Raw genomic sequence first — 15,496 nt, 5'->3', positions numbered from 1 at the left:
GCGCGTGCGGCGATCAGGCGGGGGCCTCTGCGACGGAGGCGCGCTCGATGACCTCCGTCTTGAGGACGACGCGGCTCGCCTCCGCGGCGCTGCCGTTCAGCCGCTCGACCAAGAGCCTCGCCGCCGTCTCGCCGAGGCTGTAGACAGGCTGGCGCACGACCGTGACCGGCGGCGTCGTGACGGATGTCCAGTCCGCATCGTGGAAGGAGACCAGCGACAGGTCGCCCGGAATGTCGAGGCCGCGCGCGCGGCACACCTTGAAGACATCGAGCCCGATCACGCTGTCCGATGCGATGATCGCCGTCGGGCGCTCCGGCGCTTCGAGCATCGCCGCGGCGATGCGGCGCGTGTGCTCCGGCGTCACCGCGCCGACATGCACCCAGTTCTCCATTGCCGCAAGGCCCGCGTCCCGGCAGATGCCGAGGAAGCCCTCGATGCGCCGGCGCACCGAGCCGGTGTTGATGTCGGCCGGCGTGCGGAAGCGGTGGTCCGGCGTGTCGCAGGCGGTGAGATAGGCGATGCGGCGGTGGCCGAGCGCGACGAGCCGGCGGGTGATGCCCTCGGCGGCGTGCCGGTCGTCGGCGATCACCGTGTCGACGTCGAGCGCCTCGCTGCCGCGGTCGAGCAGCACGAGCGGCCGTCCGGAGCGGGCGGCCTCCCTGAGGTGGCCGACATCGCTCTCCTTGGCGGGCGAGACGATGAGGCCGTCGACCCGTTTCGCGAGCAGGGTGCGGATCGCGGCCTTCTCGGCGTCGGCGTCCTCGCCGGAATTGATGAGGACGACCGTGAAGCCGGCCTGGCGTGCGACATCGGTGATCCCCCGCATGGCGAGGCTGAAGAACGGGTTCTCGATATCGCCCACGACGACGCCGATCGTGCCGGAGCGGCCGGTCGTCATGCTGCGGGCAAGCTCGTTGGGCTGGTAGTCGAGGGCGCGGGCCGCGGCCGTCACGGCGTCGCGCACCCGGTCGCTCACCGTGCCGTAGCCGCCCAGAACGCGCGCGGCGGTGGCCTTCGACACGCCCGCCTTGCGCGCGACGTCGGCGACCGTGGCGGAGGCGGAACGGGGAGGGCTCTGGTCCATGGGCGCTAGCCTTACAAGAGATATTGACGACTGGCAAATGCGAAGATAACAATTGCCAAAAGTCAAAGAGACCGGTCTCTTTCAATTTGAGACCGGTCTCAAAATGAGAAGACAAGAATCCCGGCATGCAATGAGCATGGGCCGGACGCGCGGGACATGCCGCCGTCCGGGTGGGACCCGTGCGCCGTGAAGACATCGCTGACACCACCACCAGAGGAGACTGAACCATGCGATTTTCCATGACGATACCGTCACCGCTTGCCCGCGTGCGCGCCGCCGCCGTCGCGCTCGCCGTCGGCCTTGCTGCCGCAGGCCTTTCGATGCCGGCGCTTGCCGAGGACAACCCCCTCGGCCTGATCGACCCCGCCGTCATCAGCGTCGGTACGATGGGCGATGCCAAGCCCTATGCCTTCACCACCTCCGACGGCACCTTCACCGGCTTCGACATCGAGCTCTTCCTTAACGTCGCCGAGCGCATCGGCTTCAAGAAGGAGCAGGTGATCTTCACCGGCCAGGAATTCGCCGCGCTGATGCCGTCGGTCGCCAACAGCCGCTTCGACGTCGCGGCGGCGGCGATCGGCACGACGGACAAGCGCAAGGAGACCGTCGATTTCACGGACGGGTATCTCGCCGGCTACCTGTCGGTCCTGACGCCGGACGCCGCGACCAAGGACGCCGCCGGCCTTCAGGGCAAGCGCCTCGGCGTCGTGCAGGGCACGCTGCAGGAGATCTACGCCCAGAAGAATTTCACGGGCGCCGACCTCGTCAAGTTCCCCGACAACAATTCCGCGGTGGCCGCGCTCAACAACGGCACCGTGGATGCCCATTTCCTCGACTACGAGGCGGCGAAGGACTATTCGGGCCGCTATCCCGACCTGAAGATCGCCGTCAACATCCCGAGCTTCGACGCGCCGGCCGGCTTCGTCGTGCGCAAGGGCAACGACAAGCTGCGCGAGGCGCTGAACAAGGCGCTGCGTGAGGCCATGCAGGACGGCACCTGGAAGAAGATCCACGAGAAGTGGTTCCCCGGCACGCCGATGCCGGCCGAATACCTCCCCAAGACCTGATGCCGGCTGCCGGCCCGGCCGCGGCCGGGCCGGCCTTTTCCCCGAAGGGCCCGCCTGATGAACTGGCTTGAAAACCTGCGCCGCAGCTTCCTCGACTGGAACGCGATGGCCGAAGTGCTGCCGACCATGATCACGGTCGGCCTCAAGAACACGCTGATCCTCGCGGCGGCCTCGACGGTGCTCGGCGTCGTCATCGGCATGGTGCTCGCCATCATGGGCATTTCCCGCTCCGCCTGGCTGCGCATTCCCGCCCGCGTCTATACGGACGTCTTCCGCGGCCTGCCGGCCATCGTCACGATCCTGCTGATCGGGCAGGGCTTTGCCCGCATCGGCCGCGAGCTGTTCGGTCCCTCGCCCTATCCGCTCGGTATCCTGGCGCTCAGCCTCATCGCGGGCGCCTATATCGGCGAGATCTTCCGCTCGGGCATCCAGAGCGTCGACCGGGGCCAGATGGAAGCCTGCCGGGCGCTCAGCATGAGCTACGGGCAGGGCATGCGGCTCATCGTCGTGCCGCAGGGCGTGCGGCGCGTGCTGCCGGCGCTCGTCAACCAGTTCATCGGCAACGTGAAGGATTCGAGCCTCGTCTATTTCCTCGGCCTGCTTGCCTCCGAGCGCGAGATCTTCCGCGTCGGGCAGGACCAGGCTGTCGTGACCGGCAACCTCTCGCCGCTGCTGCTTGCCGGCGTCTTCTATCTCATCGTGACCGTGCCGCTCACCCATGTGGTCAACGCGATCGACAATCGCCTGCGCCTCGGCAAGCAGCGCCCGGCAGCCGTCACCAGCGGGCTCGAAGAGGTCAGCGAACTCGACGGCGCCAGCCGCGCATCCGGAGCGTCGTTCAAGGGCGGCAGCCTCGACGTGCGCGGCCTCGGCATGGCCTATGGCGAGCTCGACGTGCTGAAGGGAGTGGACCTCTCGGTCAAGCCGGGCAGCGTCACCTGCGTCATCGGCCCGTCCGGTTCCGGCAAGTCGACGCTGCTGCGCTGCCTGAACCGGCTGGTCGAGCCGAAGAGCGGCGACATCCTGCTCGACGGCGAGAGCATCCTCGCCATGAAGCCCGAAAGGCTCCGCCGCCGCGTCGGCATGGTCTTCCAGCACTTCAACCTCTTCCCGGACCACACGGCGCTCGAAAACGTCATGCTGTCGCTGACGAAGATCAAGGGCCTGCCGAAAGCCGAGGCCGAGCGCATCGCCAGGGCACGGCTTGCCGATGTGGGGCTTGCGGGCCGCCAGCACCATCGTCCCGGTGGCCTTTCCGGCGGCCAGCAGCAGCGCGTCGCCATCGCCCGCGCCCTCGCCATGGAGCCGGAGGTCATCCTCTTCGACGAGGTGACGAGCGCACTCGACCCGGAACTGGTCAAGGGCGTGCTCAACCTGATGGCCGACCTCGGCAAGCGCGGCATGACCATGGTCGTCGTCACGCACGAGATGGGCTTTGCCCGCCGCGTCGCCGACCAGGTCGTCTTCATGGACGAGGGGCGCGTGGTGGAGGCGGGCACCCCCGAGGCGATCTTCGACAACCCCCAGAGCCCACGCCTGCGGCGCTTCCTTGCGGAAGTCCTTTGAACGAGGAGATACGATGACGCGAACGATACGATGGGGCATCCTCGGCTGCGCGGGCATTGCCGCCAAGGCGGTCATCCCCGCCATCCGGTCGAGCCGCCTGGGGCGGGTGGAGGCCATCGCCTCGCGCGATCCGGAAAGGGCAAAGGCGATGGCGGCGCGCTTCGGCATCGCCAAGGCCTATGGCAGCTATGAGGCCCTGCTGGCCGATCCGGAAATCGACGCGATCTACAATCCGCTGCCCAATCACCTGCATGTGCCCATGACGATCAGGGCACTGGAGCAGGGCAAGCCGGTGCTCTGTGAAAAGCCCGTCGCGCTCGATGCTGCGCAGGCAATGAGGCTCGCGGCCGTGCAGAAGGCCGCCGGCCTGCCCGTCGCGGAGGCCTTCATGGTGCGCCATCATCCGCAATGGCGAAAGGCGCGCGCGCTGATCGCCGGCGGGCGGCTCGGCGAGGTCAGGGCCATCCAGACGATCTTCGCCTATTATCTCGACGACCCGGCGAACGTGCGCAACCAGGCGGATATCGGCGGCGGCGGCCTCTTCGATGTCGGGTGCTACGCCGTCAACACGGCCCGCTTCCTGTTCGGCGCCGAGCCGCTGCGGGCAATCGCCCTGATGGAGCGCGATCCGGCCTTCGGCACCGACCGGCTGACGAGCGGGCTGCTCGCCTTTCCCGAAGGGCGGCAACTCGCCTTCACCTGTTCCACGCAGCTTGCCCTCACGCAGAAGGTGACGGTGCTCGGCACACGCGGGCGCCTGGAAATCCCCGTTCCCTTCAACGCGCCGGCTGACGAGCCGACCGTGCTCGTCCTCGACGACGGCCGCGACCTTGCCGGCGGCGGACGGGAGGAGATCGCGCTCGAGCCGGTCGACCAGTACCGCGAGCAGGCGGATGCCTTCGCCGAGGCCGTCCTCTCCGGAACGCCGCCCGAAACGGGGCTGGAGGATGCGATCGCCAACATGAAGGCCATCGACGCGCTGTTCCGCTCCGCCGTCAGCGGGCGCTGGGAAGAGCCCTGAACCGCTTCATCCACCTGCATGACCAACCGATTGAAAGACATCCCATGACAGACAGCATCATCTCCTCGGCAGTCATCATCGGCGCCGGCATCTTCGGCGTTTCCACGGGCGTCCAGCTTGCCCGGCGCGGGATCCGCGTGACGATCCTCAACGACGGCCCGCCGGCCAACGGCGCCTCCGGCCGCTCGCTCTCCTGGCTGAACTCGGCGCGCATGCGCTCGGAACCCTATCACCGCCTGCGCATGGCCGGCATCGACCGCTACCGCACCCTTTTCGCGCAACGCCCCGATACGGACTGGCTCCGCTTCGACGGCGGCCTGACCTGGGATGCCGACGACGGGCGCAACGGGATCGACGCCGCCTATCGCCACGAGGTTTCGCTCGCCTACGACGCGCGGCGGCTTTCCGCCGGCGAGGTCGCCCGCGTCACGCCCGGCATCGATGCGCGGGCGATCACGCCGCAGGGCGCGATCTTCAATCCCGGCGAAGGCTGGGTCGACCTGCCGGCATTGATCGGCGTGCTTCTCGAGGAGTTCTCGGCGTTCGGCGGCACGCTGGTGACGGATCAGGGCGCCGCGCGGGTCACGGTCGAAGGCGGCCGTGCGGTCGGAGCGGAGACGTCGACGGGCGGGCGCTTCCGGGCCGATGCCGTCGTGCTCGCGACCGGTCCCGCCGTGCCGGAGATGGTGGCGGAAAGCGGCCAGAAGATCGGCGACGATACCCCGGTCGCGCTGCTGGTCCAGACCAGGCCGCTCGCCCATCCCCTGCGCGCCGTCCTCAACACGCCGCGCGTTGCCGTTCGCCCGGCGCCGGGCGGCACCTTCTCGCTGGATGCCGACTGGGCGGCGGACGAGGGGGTGAAGGCACGCGCGGACGGCGGCTACGACATCGACGATGCCGTTGTCGCGGCCCTTCTGGCCGAGGCCGCAAAGGTGATGGAGGGCAATCCGAGGCTCGAAGTCGCCTCTGTCGGTGTCGGCGGCAAGCCGATCCCCGGCGACGGCGAGCCGGTGATCGGCGCGCTCAAGGCCATTCCCGGCTACTACGTCGCTTTCAGCCACAGCGGCGCGACGCTCGGTCTCATCGTCGGCGAACTCCTCGCCTACGAGGTCGCGACGGGTGCCGAACATCCCATGCTCGCGACTTTCAGGCCGGAGCGTTTTTCCGCAGGTTAGGCAGCCAGCGCCAGCGCCTGGCCGTGGGGCGCGCGATTGCATCGGTATTGCTCGTCAGGCTTCACCGGTGAAGGCTGACCTTCAACTCGCCGTTTCGCTGCGTGCGAATGCGCAGCGTTTGATAGCCGTGCAGGATCGGATGGCGTGTCGCCAGCGCTTCGTCGAGGCCGCCGGCAGCTTGCGCTTTTTCCCGCGCTGTCGATCAGCGGATCAAAGCCTCCATCTAAGGGCGGCAGGGGCGGCGGAGCGAGGAGCCGCCGCCCTTCCTTCGGCATGTCTGCATAACCTGAAGTTTGGCAGGTCGGCAATTTTTTCGCCCTGCTCAGCGCGCGGCAGAATGCTAACATTCCAGAAATAACAACGGGAACACGGCCGGAACCGGGCACTCCGACGGCCGCATCGCACGGAAAGAGCTGTTCAGCCGGACGACCAGCCCGCGAAGGCGGCGCGTGGACGGCTGTTCTATGGGGGTCACGATGATATGGACGGTGCCATCCTTCACGTCGCAGGCAAGGACCGGCCGCGCGGCGGGTCGAGCGGGACGCAGCCCGCAATGACGATGCCGGCGCCGGACAACGTGCTCATCCGCCTCGAATCCCTGAGCAAGCACTATGGGACCCATACCGTCCTCGATGGAATAGACCTCGACGTCCGCTCGGGCGAGGTGCTGGCCATCATCGGGCCGAGCGGATCGGGCAAGAGCACGCTGCTGCGCTGCATCAACTACCTCGAGCCGCCGGACGGCGGCACCATCGCCATCGGCTCCATGACGATCGATGCGGCCCGGCCGGTCGCGCGGGCGGAGCTTTCGGGCCTGCGCCGGCGCGTCGGCATGGTGTTCCAGTCCTTCAACCTCTTTCCGCACATGTCGGTGCTGCGCAATGTCAGCCTTGCGCAGGAGCGCGTGCTCGGGCGGAGCCGGCAGGAGGCGGACGAGCGCTCCATGCAGCTCCTGAAGCGGGTCGGCCTTGCCGACAAGGCCGCGCAATATCCGGTGCGGTGTTCCGGCGGCCAGCAGCAGCGCATCGCCATTGCGCGTGCGCTGGCGCTCGATCCGGAAATCATGCTGTTCGACGAGCCGACCTCGGCGCTCGACCCGGAGCTGGGCCTCGAGGTCCTTGCCGTCATGCGCGAGCTTGCCGAAAGCGGCATGACCATGATCGTCGTCACCCACGAGATGGGCTTTGCCGAGAACGTCTCCGATACGGTCATGATCATGGCCGACGGCCGCATCGTCGAGAAGGGGCCGTCGAAAGAGGTGATGCGCGCTCCGCAACAGGAGCGCACGAAACGTTTCCTGCGCGCGGTGCACGAGCGATGAGCGCGGCGGACCTCCTGCCCATCCTGCGCGGCCTCACCTGGACGATCGCGCTGACGGCCGGCGCGTTCCTCATCGGCGCCGTCCTCGGCGTGCCGCTGCTCGCCGCCCGCCAGAGCCGGCTCCTGCCGCTGCGCCTCCTCGCCATGGCGATCATCCAGATCGTGCGCGCGATCCCGCCGATCCTCTGGCTGTTCATCATCTTCTTCGGCCTCGGCATGGGCTTCCTGCCGATCAGCCCGTTCGGCGCCGCGCTGACGGGCCTCGGGCTGATCGCCGCCGCGAACATGGCCGAGATCTACCGCGGCGCGCTCGCCTCGATCCATTTCGGCCAATGGGAGGCGTCGGCCGCGCTCGATCTCGGCCGCTGGTCGACCGCAAGGGACATCGTCGCGCCGCAGGCCTTCCGCGTCGCGCTGCCCTCGGCCGCCAGCTACCTGATCGGCCTCATGAAGGAGACCGCGGTCGCCTCGACCATCGGCGTGACGGAGCTTGCCTACCAGGGCAACCAGCTCTCGCAGCTGACCTATCGCGGGCTGGAGGTCTTCGCGCTCGTCGGGCTGTCCTACGTGCTCTTGAGCCTGCCGATCGCCTGGCTCTCGCGCGTCGCCGACGGCTATCTCCAGGCAAGGGTGGCGCGCTGATGCTTCCGACCCGGGACGAAATCGCCGCCTGGCTGCCGGATCTCCTCGGCGGACTGTCGATCAGCCTGCAGGTGACCGCCCTCAGCCTCCTCATCGGCATTCCCTTCGGCCTCCTCCTGGCGCTCGGCGTCCTGGCGAAGAACCGCGCGGTGAAGGGCCTCAGCCTCTTCCTGGTCGAGATCGGCCGCGGCGCGCCGGCGCTGGTGCTTCTGCAGTTCATCTATTTCGGCCTGCCGGCGACGGGGCTCACGCTCGGCTCCTTCTTGGCCGCGGTGGTCGCGCTCGCCTGGAACACCGGCGCCTATACGAGCGAGATCATCCGCGCCAGCCTGCAATCGGTCGCCCACGGCCAGCGCGAGGCGGCGGTCGCGCTCGGCCTCAGCCGGCTCGACGAGCTGCGCTACGTGCTGCTGCCGCAAGGCCTGCGCGTCGCCCTTCCGGCGCTGCTCGGCTTTTCCATCCTGATCTTCCAGGGCACCTCGCTCTGCTTCACCATCGCGCTGCCGGAGCTCGTCAGCCGGGCCTACGAGATCGGCTCGACGACCTTCCGCTACTTCCCGGCGCTGCTTTGCGCCGGCGTGCTCTACGCCGCCATCTCCATCCCCGCCGCCCTCCTCGTCAGCCATGTCGAGCGGCGCGCGGGCCTCTACGCACACCGTTGAAACCAAGCTGAAAGGATACCTGCATGCCCACAATGACGACCACCGCGCAGTTCCTTCTCGCCGGCATCGCCGGCCTTGCGATGTCGGCCCAGATCGCGTCGGCGCAGGACTGCACGCCCAGGCACCAGTTCACCACCATCGAGTCGGGCACGCTGACGGTCGCGGTCACCACCTACGTTCCGCATTCCTTCCTCGACGACAGCGGCAACATGAAGGGCATCGACGGCGACATCGCTGCCGAATTCGCCAAGCGCGAATGCCTGAAGGTCAAGGCGATCGCCGTCGATCCGGCCGCCGCCATCCAGTACGTCCTGTCGGGCCAGGCCGACATAGCGACCGGCGACTGGTACCGGACGGCCGAGCGCGCGAAGGTGATGAACCTCTCCGCGCCGCTCTACACGGACCAGATGGGCATCTATTCGAAGGAAGGCTTCAAGAACGTCTCCGACCTCGAAGGCAAGCAGGTCGGCACGGTGCAGGGCTATCTCTGGGTCGCCGATCTGAAGGCGCTGCTCGGCTCTTCGCTGAAGCTCTACCCGAACTCGGTCAACATGCAGCAGGACCTTTCCTCCGGCCGCATCGACGTTGCGGTCGACGGCTATTCGACCGGCGTCGTCGCCCAGCAGAAGGGCGCGCTCGGCGACGTCAAGGTCAATGTCGCCGCGCCCGACGAGCGCGTGAAGGCGACCAAGGAGGCGGCGCAGGCGGCCTTCCCCTATTCGTTCAACGCCAAGGAACTGGGCGTCGCGCTCGACGCCGCGATCGCCGAGATGCACGCCGACGGCACGATCGTCGCGATCCTCAAGTCCTACGGCCTCGACGGCACGGCGGCCGACACGGGCGCGCCGCGCCTCGTCGAGTAGGCGACAGGGCGGGGGAGAGCGTGCTCCCCCCGCCTTTTCCCGAAACGATTTACCGGAGAGACCAACGATGACTGTCTATACGGTCACGCGCAAGACGCAGTCGTGGTACGGCGAGCAGATCGGCATCCTGATCCTCGACGCGGCCTATCCGTGCGTGCCGGGGAATGTCGGCAATGCGACCACCTACCGTTATCCCGTGCGGTTCCAGGAGGTGCGGGGCGCCTCGATCGACCGCCTGCTGAACCAGCGCGATCCGGCCTTGAAGGAGGCCTTCATCGAGGCGGCGGTCGAGTTGCAGGACCGCGGCGTCAAGGCGATCACCGGCGCCTGCGGCTTCATGGCCTACTTCCAGGAAGAGGTCGCGGCGCAGGTCGATATTCCCGTCTTCCTCTCCAGCCTGATGCAGATCCCCTTCATGCACGCGCTGTGCGGCGGGCGGGTCGGCGTCATCACCGCCAATGCGGCGCGGCTGACCCCGCGCCATTTCGCCGCCTGCAACGTGGCGGACCGCGTGCCGCTCGCCATCGCCGGCATGGAGGGGCAGACGGAGTTCCGCGAGGCCATTCTCGAAGAGCGCGGCACGCTGGATTCCGCCGCGATCGAGCGGGAGGTGACCGAGGTGGCGCGCCGCCTGGTGGAGGACAATCCCGATGTCCGCTCGATCCTCCTCGAATGCAGCGACCTGCCGCCCTATGCCCATGCGGTGCAGGCGGCGACCGGCCTGCCGGTCTTCGACTTCATCACCATGATCGATTACGTGCAGCAGAGCACGGCTCGCCGCCCCTATGCGGGCAGCATGTAGCCGCAGGACCCCGCACAGGACAGCAGGACCGACGATGCCGCTCGATCATTATTTCCTCCTCGGCCGTTCCGGACTGCGCGTGAGCCGCCTTGCGCTCGGCACCATGACCTTCGGCAACGCGGGCATCCGCGGCATCGGCGGCTCCTGGGGCAGCGACGAGGCGAGCGCACGCGCCATCTTCCACCGCTACGTCGAGGCCGGCGGCAATTTCATCGACACGGCGGATTCCTACGCCGGCGGCATGAGCGAGAGCCTTGTCGGCAGCTTCGTCGCCGAGGCCGGGCTTCGCGACCATGTCGTCATCGCCACGAAGTTCTCGAACAACCTTTCGCCCGGCAACCCGAATGCCGGCGGCAACGGGCGCAAGAACATCATGCGCGCCGTCGATGCCTCGCTGAAGCGGCTGAAGACGGACTATATCGACCTCTACCTCCTGCACACCTGGGACCGCATGACCCCCGTCGAGGAGGTGATGCGCACGCTCGACGACCTCGTGCGCGCGGGCAAGATCCGCCATGCCGGCCTTTCCGACGTGCCCGGCTGGTACGCGGCGCGGGCGCAGACCTGGGCGGAGGCCCATGCCCTGTCGCCGCCGGTCAGCCTCCAGCTTCCCTATTCGCTGGTCGAGCGCAGCATCGAGCACGAATTCGTTCCGCTCGCCGAAACGCTCGGCCTCGGCATCACCGCCTGGAGTCCGCTCGCCATGGGGCTCCTGTCCGGCAAGTACCGTTCCGGTGCGAACGAGGGCCGCCTCGCGCTCGACGCGTCGGGCGGCGGACTCGGCCTCTTCACCGAACGCAATGTCCGCATCGTCGCCGCGCTCGAGGCCGTGGCGCAGGCGGTCGGCCGCAGCATGGCGCAGGTCGCCCTCAACTGGGTGGCCAACCGTCCGGGCGTCGCGGCGGCGATCGTCGGCGCAAGCCGCATCGAGCAGCTCGGCGACAACCTTGCCGCGCTCGATTTCGAGCTGCCCGCCGCAGAGCGCGCGGCGCTCGACGCGGCGAGCGCCGTCGATGCGCCCTATCCCTACAGCCTCTTTGCCGACGACTACCAGGCCGGCATCCTGAACACCGGAAGCACGGTGGGCGAGAAACCGCGGACCTATCGCTCCCACACCTTCCTGCCCAAGGTGACGGACTATGCCTTCGGCCGGCCGAAGGGCCGCGAGGACTGACACCGCCCGGAGGCGCCGGGATCATTCCGGGCCGGGCGCCCCCGCGCAGGCATCGGCGTTCTGTTCGATCAGCCAGTCGCGGAAGAGCTCCGTTCCCCGTTTCGGCGGGCGCTGCGCCGGCATGACGATGTGGACCGCCATGCCCGAGCGATAGACCTCCTTGAGGGGCGCGACCAGCCTGCCGGCCTGGATATGGTCATGCACCAGGTGTTTCCAGCCGAGCGCGATACCCTGGCCGAGGACCGCCGCCTCGATCGAGCCGAGCGCGTCGGTGAACACGAAATCCTGCTTCAGCCTGGCTACCGGGACGGCCTGGCGCTCCAGCCATTCGCGCCAGCCGAGCCGGGTGCGATGCCGTTCCTCGAAATTCAGGAGCGTGTGCCGGAGCAGGTCGGCCGGCTCGCTGATCGGGCCGTGTTCCTTCAGGTAGTCGGGGCTGCACACCGGCAGCACCTCCTCCGTGACGAAATGCCAGGAATGGATGCCCGGCCATTTGCCGTTGCCGAGGCGGGCGGAAAGGTCGATGTCCTCCTCGACCAGATCCTGGTCGTCGCGGCTGCTTTCCTCGATGCGCAGCGACACGTCTGGATGCCTGGCCTTGAAGTCCTTCAGCCGCGGCAGCAGCCAGAGCTGCACGAAGGATGCGGAAAAGGAGACGCGCACCACATCGTTCGAATGCTTCTTCTGGAGCGAGGAGATGACCATGTGCAGGTGGTCGAACGCCTGCTGGACCTCCTTGTAGAGCCGCTGGCCCTCCGCCGTCAGTTCCAGCCGCGTGTGCTCGCGCCGGAAGAGCTTGAGGCCCGTCGCCTCCTCCAGCAGGCGGATCGTCTTGCTGACGGCCGGCTGGCTGACGTTCAGCTCCTCCGCGGCGGCCGTGAAGCTGCGCCTTCGCGCGGCGGCCTCGAAGCAGAAGAGGTAGTTGGCGGACGGGATGAGGGAGCGAAGCCTGTGCATAATTTCAGGTTATGCCCCTCGGCAATTTTTAGCAAGATTACAGGTGGATGACGTCTTTGTACGGTGATGGAAACCAATTCGAGGGAACCACTCCATGCAAACTCATGCTCGCGCCGTCGTCATCGGCGGCGGTTGCGTCGGCGCCGCCATCCTCTACGGCCTCGCCAAGCGCGGCTGGACCGATGTCGCGCTCCTGGAACGCACACAGCTGACGGCAGGCTCGACCTGGCACGCCGCCGGCCTCATCCCCTCCTATGCCCGCAGCATCAATATCGGCCGCATGATCGCCAAGACGATCGAGATCTACGAGGGTCTCGAAGCGGAGACCGGCCAGCACGTCGGCTGGCACAAGTGCGGGCAGCTGCGCATCGCCAACACGCGCGACCGCCTCGACGAGTACAAGAGCTACATGAGCGTCGCCGCCGTGCAGGGCATCCGCGCCGAGCTGCTGACGCCGAAGGAGGCGCTCTCCCTCTGGCCGCTGCTCGAAAACAACGAGATGCTGGCCGCGCTCTATCACCCCGACGACGGCCACATCGCGCCGGCCGACGTCACGCAGGCCATGGCCAGGGGCGCGCGCGACCGCGGCGCGAAGATCTACCTCAACACCGAGGTGAAGGGCTTCGAGCGCCTTGCCGGCGGCGAATGGAAGATCGTCACCAACAACGGCGAGATCATCTGCGAGCACGTCATCTCCGCCACCGGCAACTATGCCCGCCAGACCGGCGTCATGCTCGGCCTCGAAATCCCGGCGATCCCGATCGTCCACCAGTACTGGATCACCGATGCCGTGCCGGAAGTCGTCGAGCGCAAGCGCCGGGGCCTGCCGGAAATGCCGATCCTGCGCGACGAGGGCTTCGAGGGGTATCTGCGCGAGGAGGGCGACGGCCTGATGTTCGGCCCCTACGAGAGGACCGAGCACCTGAAGCTCTTCGCCGAGGACGGCGTGCCGGAATGGTTCGGCGCGGACCTTCTGGAGGAGGACTTCGAGTCCGTCTCGTGGAACTGGGAGCGCGCCATGGACCTCGTCCCGGCGCTCGGCCGCGTCGGCATCAAGGCGAATGTGCGCGGCCCCTTCCAGATGACGGCCGACGAGCTGCCGCTGGTGGGGCCGGCCTGGGGGCTCGAGAATGTCTGGATCGCCGAGGGCGTTCCGGGCGGCATCCTGTGGGGCGGGGCGATCGGCTACTACCTCTCCGAGCGCATCGTCGAGGGCGCCAACAGCCTCGACACGTCCGAGCTCGACCCGCGCCGCTTCGGCGACTACGCCAACAAGGAATGGACGCGCCGGAAGGTCAGGGAAAGCTGGGGCACGCATGCGGAGCTGCATTTCCCCGGCCAGGACATGCCCGCCGCCCGCCCGCAGAAGACCGCGCCGTCCTACGACATCCTGACGCGGCGCGGCGCCGTCTGGGGCGTGCTGAACGGCTGGGAAATGCCGAACTGGTTCGCGCCGGAAGGCGTGGAGGCCAGGGACCAGTACAGCTGGCGCTGGACGCAGAAGGGGCACTACGTCGCCGGGGAGGTGAGGGCGGTGCGCACCGCCGTCGGCCTCGTCGAGATGACGCCGATGACGAAGTTCGAGGTGTCCGGCCCCGGCGCGGAGGCCTGGCTCGACGGCATCCTCGCCAACCGCCTGCCGAAGCCCGGCCGCGTCAACCTCAGCCATCACCTGACGGAGACCGGCGGCGTGCAGGCGGAATATATCGTCTCGCGCCTGGAGGACGGCACCTTCTACCTCGTCTCGACGCCGCGCGCCGAGCGCTGGAATTTCGACGACCTGTCGAAGCGTCTGCCGAAGGACGGCAGCGTGCAATTGCGCAACGTCACCAACGAGCGCGGCTGCTTCACGGTGGTGGGCCCGAAGGCGCGCGAGGTGCTGCAGGGCCTCACGGAGATCGATCTTTCCAACGCGGCCTTCCCGTGGTTCGGGGTCAAGTCCGGCACGGTCGGCCTTGCGAGCGACGTGCGCCTGCTGCGCGTCAACTACGAGGGCGAGCTCGGCTGGGAGCTCTACCACCCGCTGCCCTATCAGCGGCACCTGCTGGAGGCGCTGCTGGCGGCCGGCGAGCCCCATGGCCTGCGCCTCGTCGGCCTCCACGCGCTGGAATCGCTGCGCCTCGAAAAATCCTACCGCGCCATGTACCGCGACATGAACCCCGAGCTGACGGCCTGGGAAAGCGGCCTCGACCGCTTCATCCGGCTCGACAAGGGCGATTTCATCGGCCGCGAGGCGCTGGTGCGCCAGCAGCAGGAAGGCGTGAAGCGCCGCTCGGTGACGATCGCCATCGATACGGACGGCGCAAGCTCGCTGGTCCACGAGGGCGTCTATCGCGACGGCGCGCTTGTCGGCCGTATCACCTCGGGCGGCTATGCCTATACGCTCGGCCACGACGTCGCCTTCGCGCTGCTGCCGGTCGAGCTCGGCACGCCGGGAACGGAGCTGGAGGTGCCGATCCTCGGCGAAAAGCGCAAGGCGCGGGTGATCGCGGAATCGCCCTACGATCCGCAGGCCCTGCGCGGCCGCATGTAACGAACCGGCGAGATGAAGGAAGGAACCGATGAAGATCCTCGTACCAGTCAAGCGTGTTGTCGACTACAACGTTAAGATCCGAGTGAAGGCGGACGGCTCGGGTGTTGAGCTTTCGAATGTGAAGATGTCGATGAACCCGTTCGACGAGATCTCTGTCGAGGAGGCGCTTCGCCTGAAGGAGGCGGGCAAGGCGGAGGAGGTGGTGGTGGTGTCGATCGGCCCTGCCAAGGCCGAGGAGACGCTGAGGACGGCGCTCGCGATGGGCGCGGACCGGGCGGTGCTGGTGGAGACGGACGATGCCGTCGAGCCGCTGGCGGTGGCCAAGATCCTCAAGGGCGTGACGGAAGCGGAAGCTCCCGGCCTCGTCATCGTCGGCAAGCAGGCGATCGACGATGACAGCAACCAGACCGGCCAGATGCTGTCGGCGCTGCTCGGCTGGGCGCAGGCGACGTTCGCCTCGAAGGTGGAGATCGGCGAGGACAAGGCGACGGTCACGCGCGAGGTCGACGGCGGGCTCCAGACGATCGCGGTGAAGCTTCCGGCGGTGGTGACGACCGACCTTCGCCTCAACGAGCCGCGCTATGCCTCGCTGCCGAACATCATGAAGGCGAAGAAGAAGCCGCTCGACAG

14 protein-coding genes are annotated in these 15,496 nt (G+C 67.9%); 12 read left to right on the top strand and 2 right to left on the bottom strand.

The genetic code is table 11. The features are described from left to right. Positions 1–13: 13 nt before the first annotated feature. Positions 14–1,084 (bottom strand): LacI family DNA-binding transcriptional regulator, encoded by a 1,071-nt coding sequence (locus tag ACIIOY_RS24620; RefSeq protein WP_411037321.1) that lies wholly within the window; start codon positions 1,082–1,084, stop codon positions 14–16. A gap of 227 nt (positions 1,085–1,311) precedes the next feature. Here ACIIOY_RS24620 and ACIIOY_RS24615 point away from each other — a divergent pair, with 227 nt between their 5' ends. From ACIIOY_RS24615 to ACIIOY_RS24570, 10 genes are all read left to right on the top strand, one after another. Continuing rightward, positions 1,312–2,151, top strand: a complete 840-nt coding sequence (locus tag ACIIOY_RS24615; RefSeq protein ID WP_411037320.1) for an ABC transporter substrate-binding protein — start codon at positions 1,312–1,314, stop codon at positions 2,149–2,151. Positions 2,152–2,208: 57 nt separating this feature from the next. Then, positions 2,209–3,717 carry an amino acid ABC transporter permease/ATP-binding protein gene (locus ACIIOY_RS24610; RefSeq protein ID WP_411037319.1) on the top strand — a complete coding sequence of 503 codons (1,509 nt, stop codon included), beginning with the start codon at positions 2,209–2,211 and terminating at the stop codon, positions 3,715–3,717. Between the two features lie 13 nt (positions 3,718–3,730). After that, the gene (locus tag ACIIOY_RS24605) at positions 3,731–4,738 is read left to right on the top strand and encodes a Gfo/Idh/MocA family protein (RefSeq protein ID WP_411037318.1); all 1,008 of its coding nucleotides are present in this window, start codon (positions 3,731–3,733) and stop codon (positions 4,736–4,738) included. Positions 4,739–4,782: 44 nt separating this feature from the next. Beyond that, positions 4,783–5,913 carry an NAD(P)/FAD-dependent oxidoreductase gene (locus tag ACIIOY_RS24600; RefSeq protein ID WP_411037317.1) on the top strand — a complete coding sequence of 377 codons (1,131 nt, stop codon included), beginning with the start codon at positions 4,783–4,785 and terminating at the stop codon, positions 5,911–5,913. Positions 5,914–6,472: 559 nt separating this feature from the next. Next, complete coding sequence (locus tag ACIIOY_RS24595; protein WP_411037345.1) at positions 6,473–7,234, top strand: amino acid ABC transporter ATP-binding protein; 762 nt, start codon at positions 6,473–6,475, stop codon at positions 7,232–7,234. Then, positions 7,231–7,875: an amino acid ABC transporter permease gene (locus ACIIOY_RS24590; RefSeq protein ID WP_411037316.1), complete on the top strand. Its 645-nt coding sequence runs from the start codon at positions 7,231–7,233 to the stop codon at positions 7,873–7,875. Before ACIIOY_RS24595 ends, ACIIOY_RS24590 begins: the two co-directional genes overlap by 4 nt. Continuing rightward, positions 7,875–8,537, top strand: coding sequence for an amino acid ABC transporter permease (locus ACIIOY_RS24585; protein WP_411037315.1), 663 nt, complete (start codon positions 7,875–7,877; stop codon positions 8,535–8,537). The genes ACIIOY_RS24590 and ACIIOY_RS24585 overlap by 1 nt, the downstream gene beginning before the upstream one ends. A gap of 23 nt (positions 8,538–8,560) precedes the next feature. Continuing rightward, positions 8,561–9,400: an ABC transporter substrate-binding protein gene (locus ACIIOY_RS24580; protein WP_411037314.1), complete on the top strand. Its 840-nt coding sequence runs from the start codon at positions 8,561–8,563 to the stop codon at positions 9,398–9,400. Positions 9,401–9,467: 67 nt separating this feature from the next. Beyond that, positions 9,468–10,202, top strand: a complete 735-nt coding sequence (locus ACIIOY_RS24575; RefSeq protein ID WP_411037313.1) for an aspartate/glutamate racemase family protein — start codon at positions 9,468–9,470, stop codon at positions 10,200–10,202. Between the two features lie 34 nt (positions 10,203–10,236). Beyond that, positions 10,237–11,376 carry an aldo/keto reductase gene (locus ACIIOY_RS24570; RefSeq protein WP_411037312.1) on the top strand — a complete coding sequence of 380 codons (1,140 nt, stop codon included), beginning with the start codon at positions 10,237–10,239 and terminating at the stop codon, positions 11,374–11,376. A 21-nt stretch (positions 11,377–11,397) separates the two neighbouring features. On the opposite strand, the gene ACIIOY_RS24565 is transcribed toward ACIIOY_RS24570, so the two are convergent. Next, on the bottom strand, positions 11,398–12,333 hold the full coding sequence (locus tag ACIIOY_RS24565; RefSeq protein ID WP_411037311.1) for a LysR substrate-binding domain-containing protein: 936 nt from the start codon (positions 12,331–12,333) through the stop codon (positions 11,398–11,400). A gap of 94 nt (positions 12,334–12,427) precedes the next feature. On the opposite strand from ACIIOY_RS24565, the gene ACIIOY_RS24560 reads away from it, so the two are divergent. After that, entirely contained in the window at positions 12,428–14,866 is a 2,439-nt protein-coding gene (locus tag ACIIOY_RS24560; RefSeq protein ID WP_411037310.1) for a GcvT family protein, read from the top strand. Positions 14,867–14,894: 28 nt separating this feature from the next. Then, the coding region (locus ACIIOY_RS24555; protein WP_411037309.1) for an electron transfer flavoprotein subunit beta/FixA family protein at positions 14,895–15,496 on the top strand (602 nt) is incomplete at its 3' end.

Source organism: Shinella agrisoli (assembly GCF_046557955.1).
Lineage (GTDB): Bacteria > Pseudomonadota > Alphaproteobacteria > Rhizobiales > Rhizobiaceae > Shinella.
This window is presented reverse-complemented; position numbering and strand designations above follow the sequence as displayed.

Bases quoted from the DNA above. Each gene is read 5' to 3' on its own strand.
- ACIIOY_RS24620 (WP_411037321.1), bottom strand. From the start codon at position 1,084: ATGGACCAGAGCCCTCCCCGTTCCGCCTCCGCCACGGTCGCCGACGTC.
- ACIIOY_RS24615 (WP_411037320.1), top strand. From the start codon at position 1,312: ATGCGATTTTCCATGACGATACCGTCACCGCTTGCCCGCGTGCGCGCC.
- ACIIOY_RS24610 (WP_411037319.1), top strand. From the start codon at position 2,209: ATGAACTGGCTTGAAAACCTGCGCCGCAGCTTCCTCGACTGGAACGCG.
- ACIIOY_RS24605 (WP_411037318.1), top strand. From the start codon at position 3,731: ATGACGCGAACGATACGATGGGGCATCCTCGGCTGCGCGGGCATTGCC.
- ACIIOY_RS24600 (WP_411037317.1), top strand. From the start codon at position 4,783: ATGACAGACAGCATCATCTCCTCGGCAGTCATCATCGGCGCCGGCATC.
- ACIIOY_RS24595 (WP_411037345.1), top strand. From the start codon at position 6,473: ATGCCGGCGCCGGACAACGTGCTCATCCGCCTCGAATCCCTGAGCAAG.
- ACIIOY_RS24590 (WP_411037316.1), top strand. From the start codon at position 7,231: ATGAGCGCGGCGGACCTCCTGCCCATCCTGCGCGGCCTCACCTGGACG.
- ACIIOY_RS24585 (WP_411037315.1), top strand. From the start codon at position 7,875: ATGCTTCCGACCCGGGACGAAATCGCCGCCTGGCTGCCGGATCTCCTC.
- ACIIOY_RS24580 (WP_411037314.1), top strand. From the start codon at position 8,561: ATGCCCACAATGACGACCACCGCGCAGTTCCTTCTCGCCGGCATCGCC.
- ACIIOY_RS24575 (WP_411037313.1), top strand. From the start codon at position 9,468: ATGACTGTCTATACGGTCACGCGCAAGACGCAGTCGTGGTACGGCGAG.
- ACIIOY_RS24570 (WP_411037312.1), top strand. From the start codon at position 10,237: ATGCCGCTCGATCATTATTTCCTCCTCGGCCGTTCCGGACTGCGCGTG.
- ACIIOY_RS24565 (WP_411037311.1), bottom strand. From the start codon at position 12,333: ATGCACAGGCTTCGCTCCCTCATCCCGTCCGCCAACTACCTCTTCTGC.
- ACIIOY_RS24560 (WP_411037310.1), top strand. From the start codon at position 12,428: ATGCAAACTCATGCTCGCGCCGTCGTCATCGGCGGCGGTTGCGTCGGC.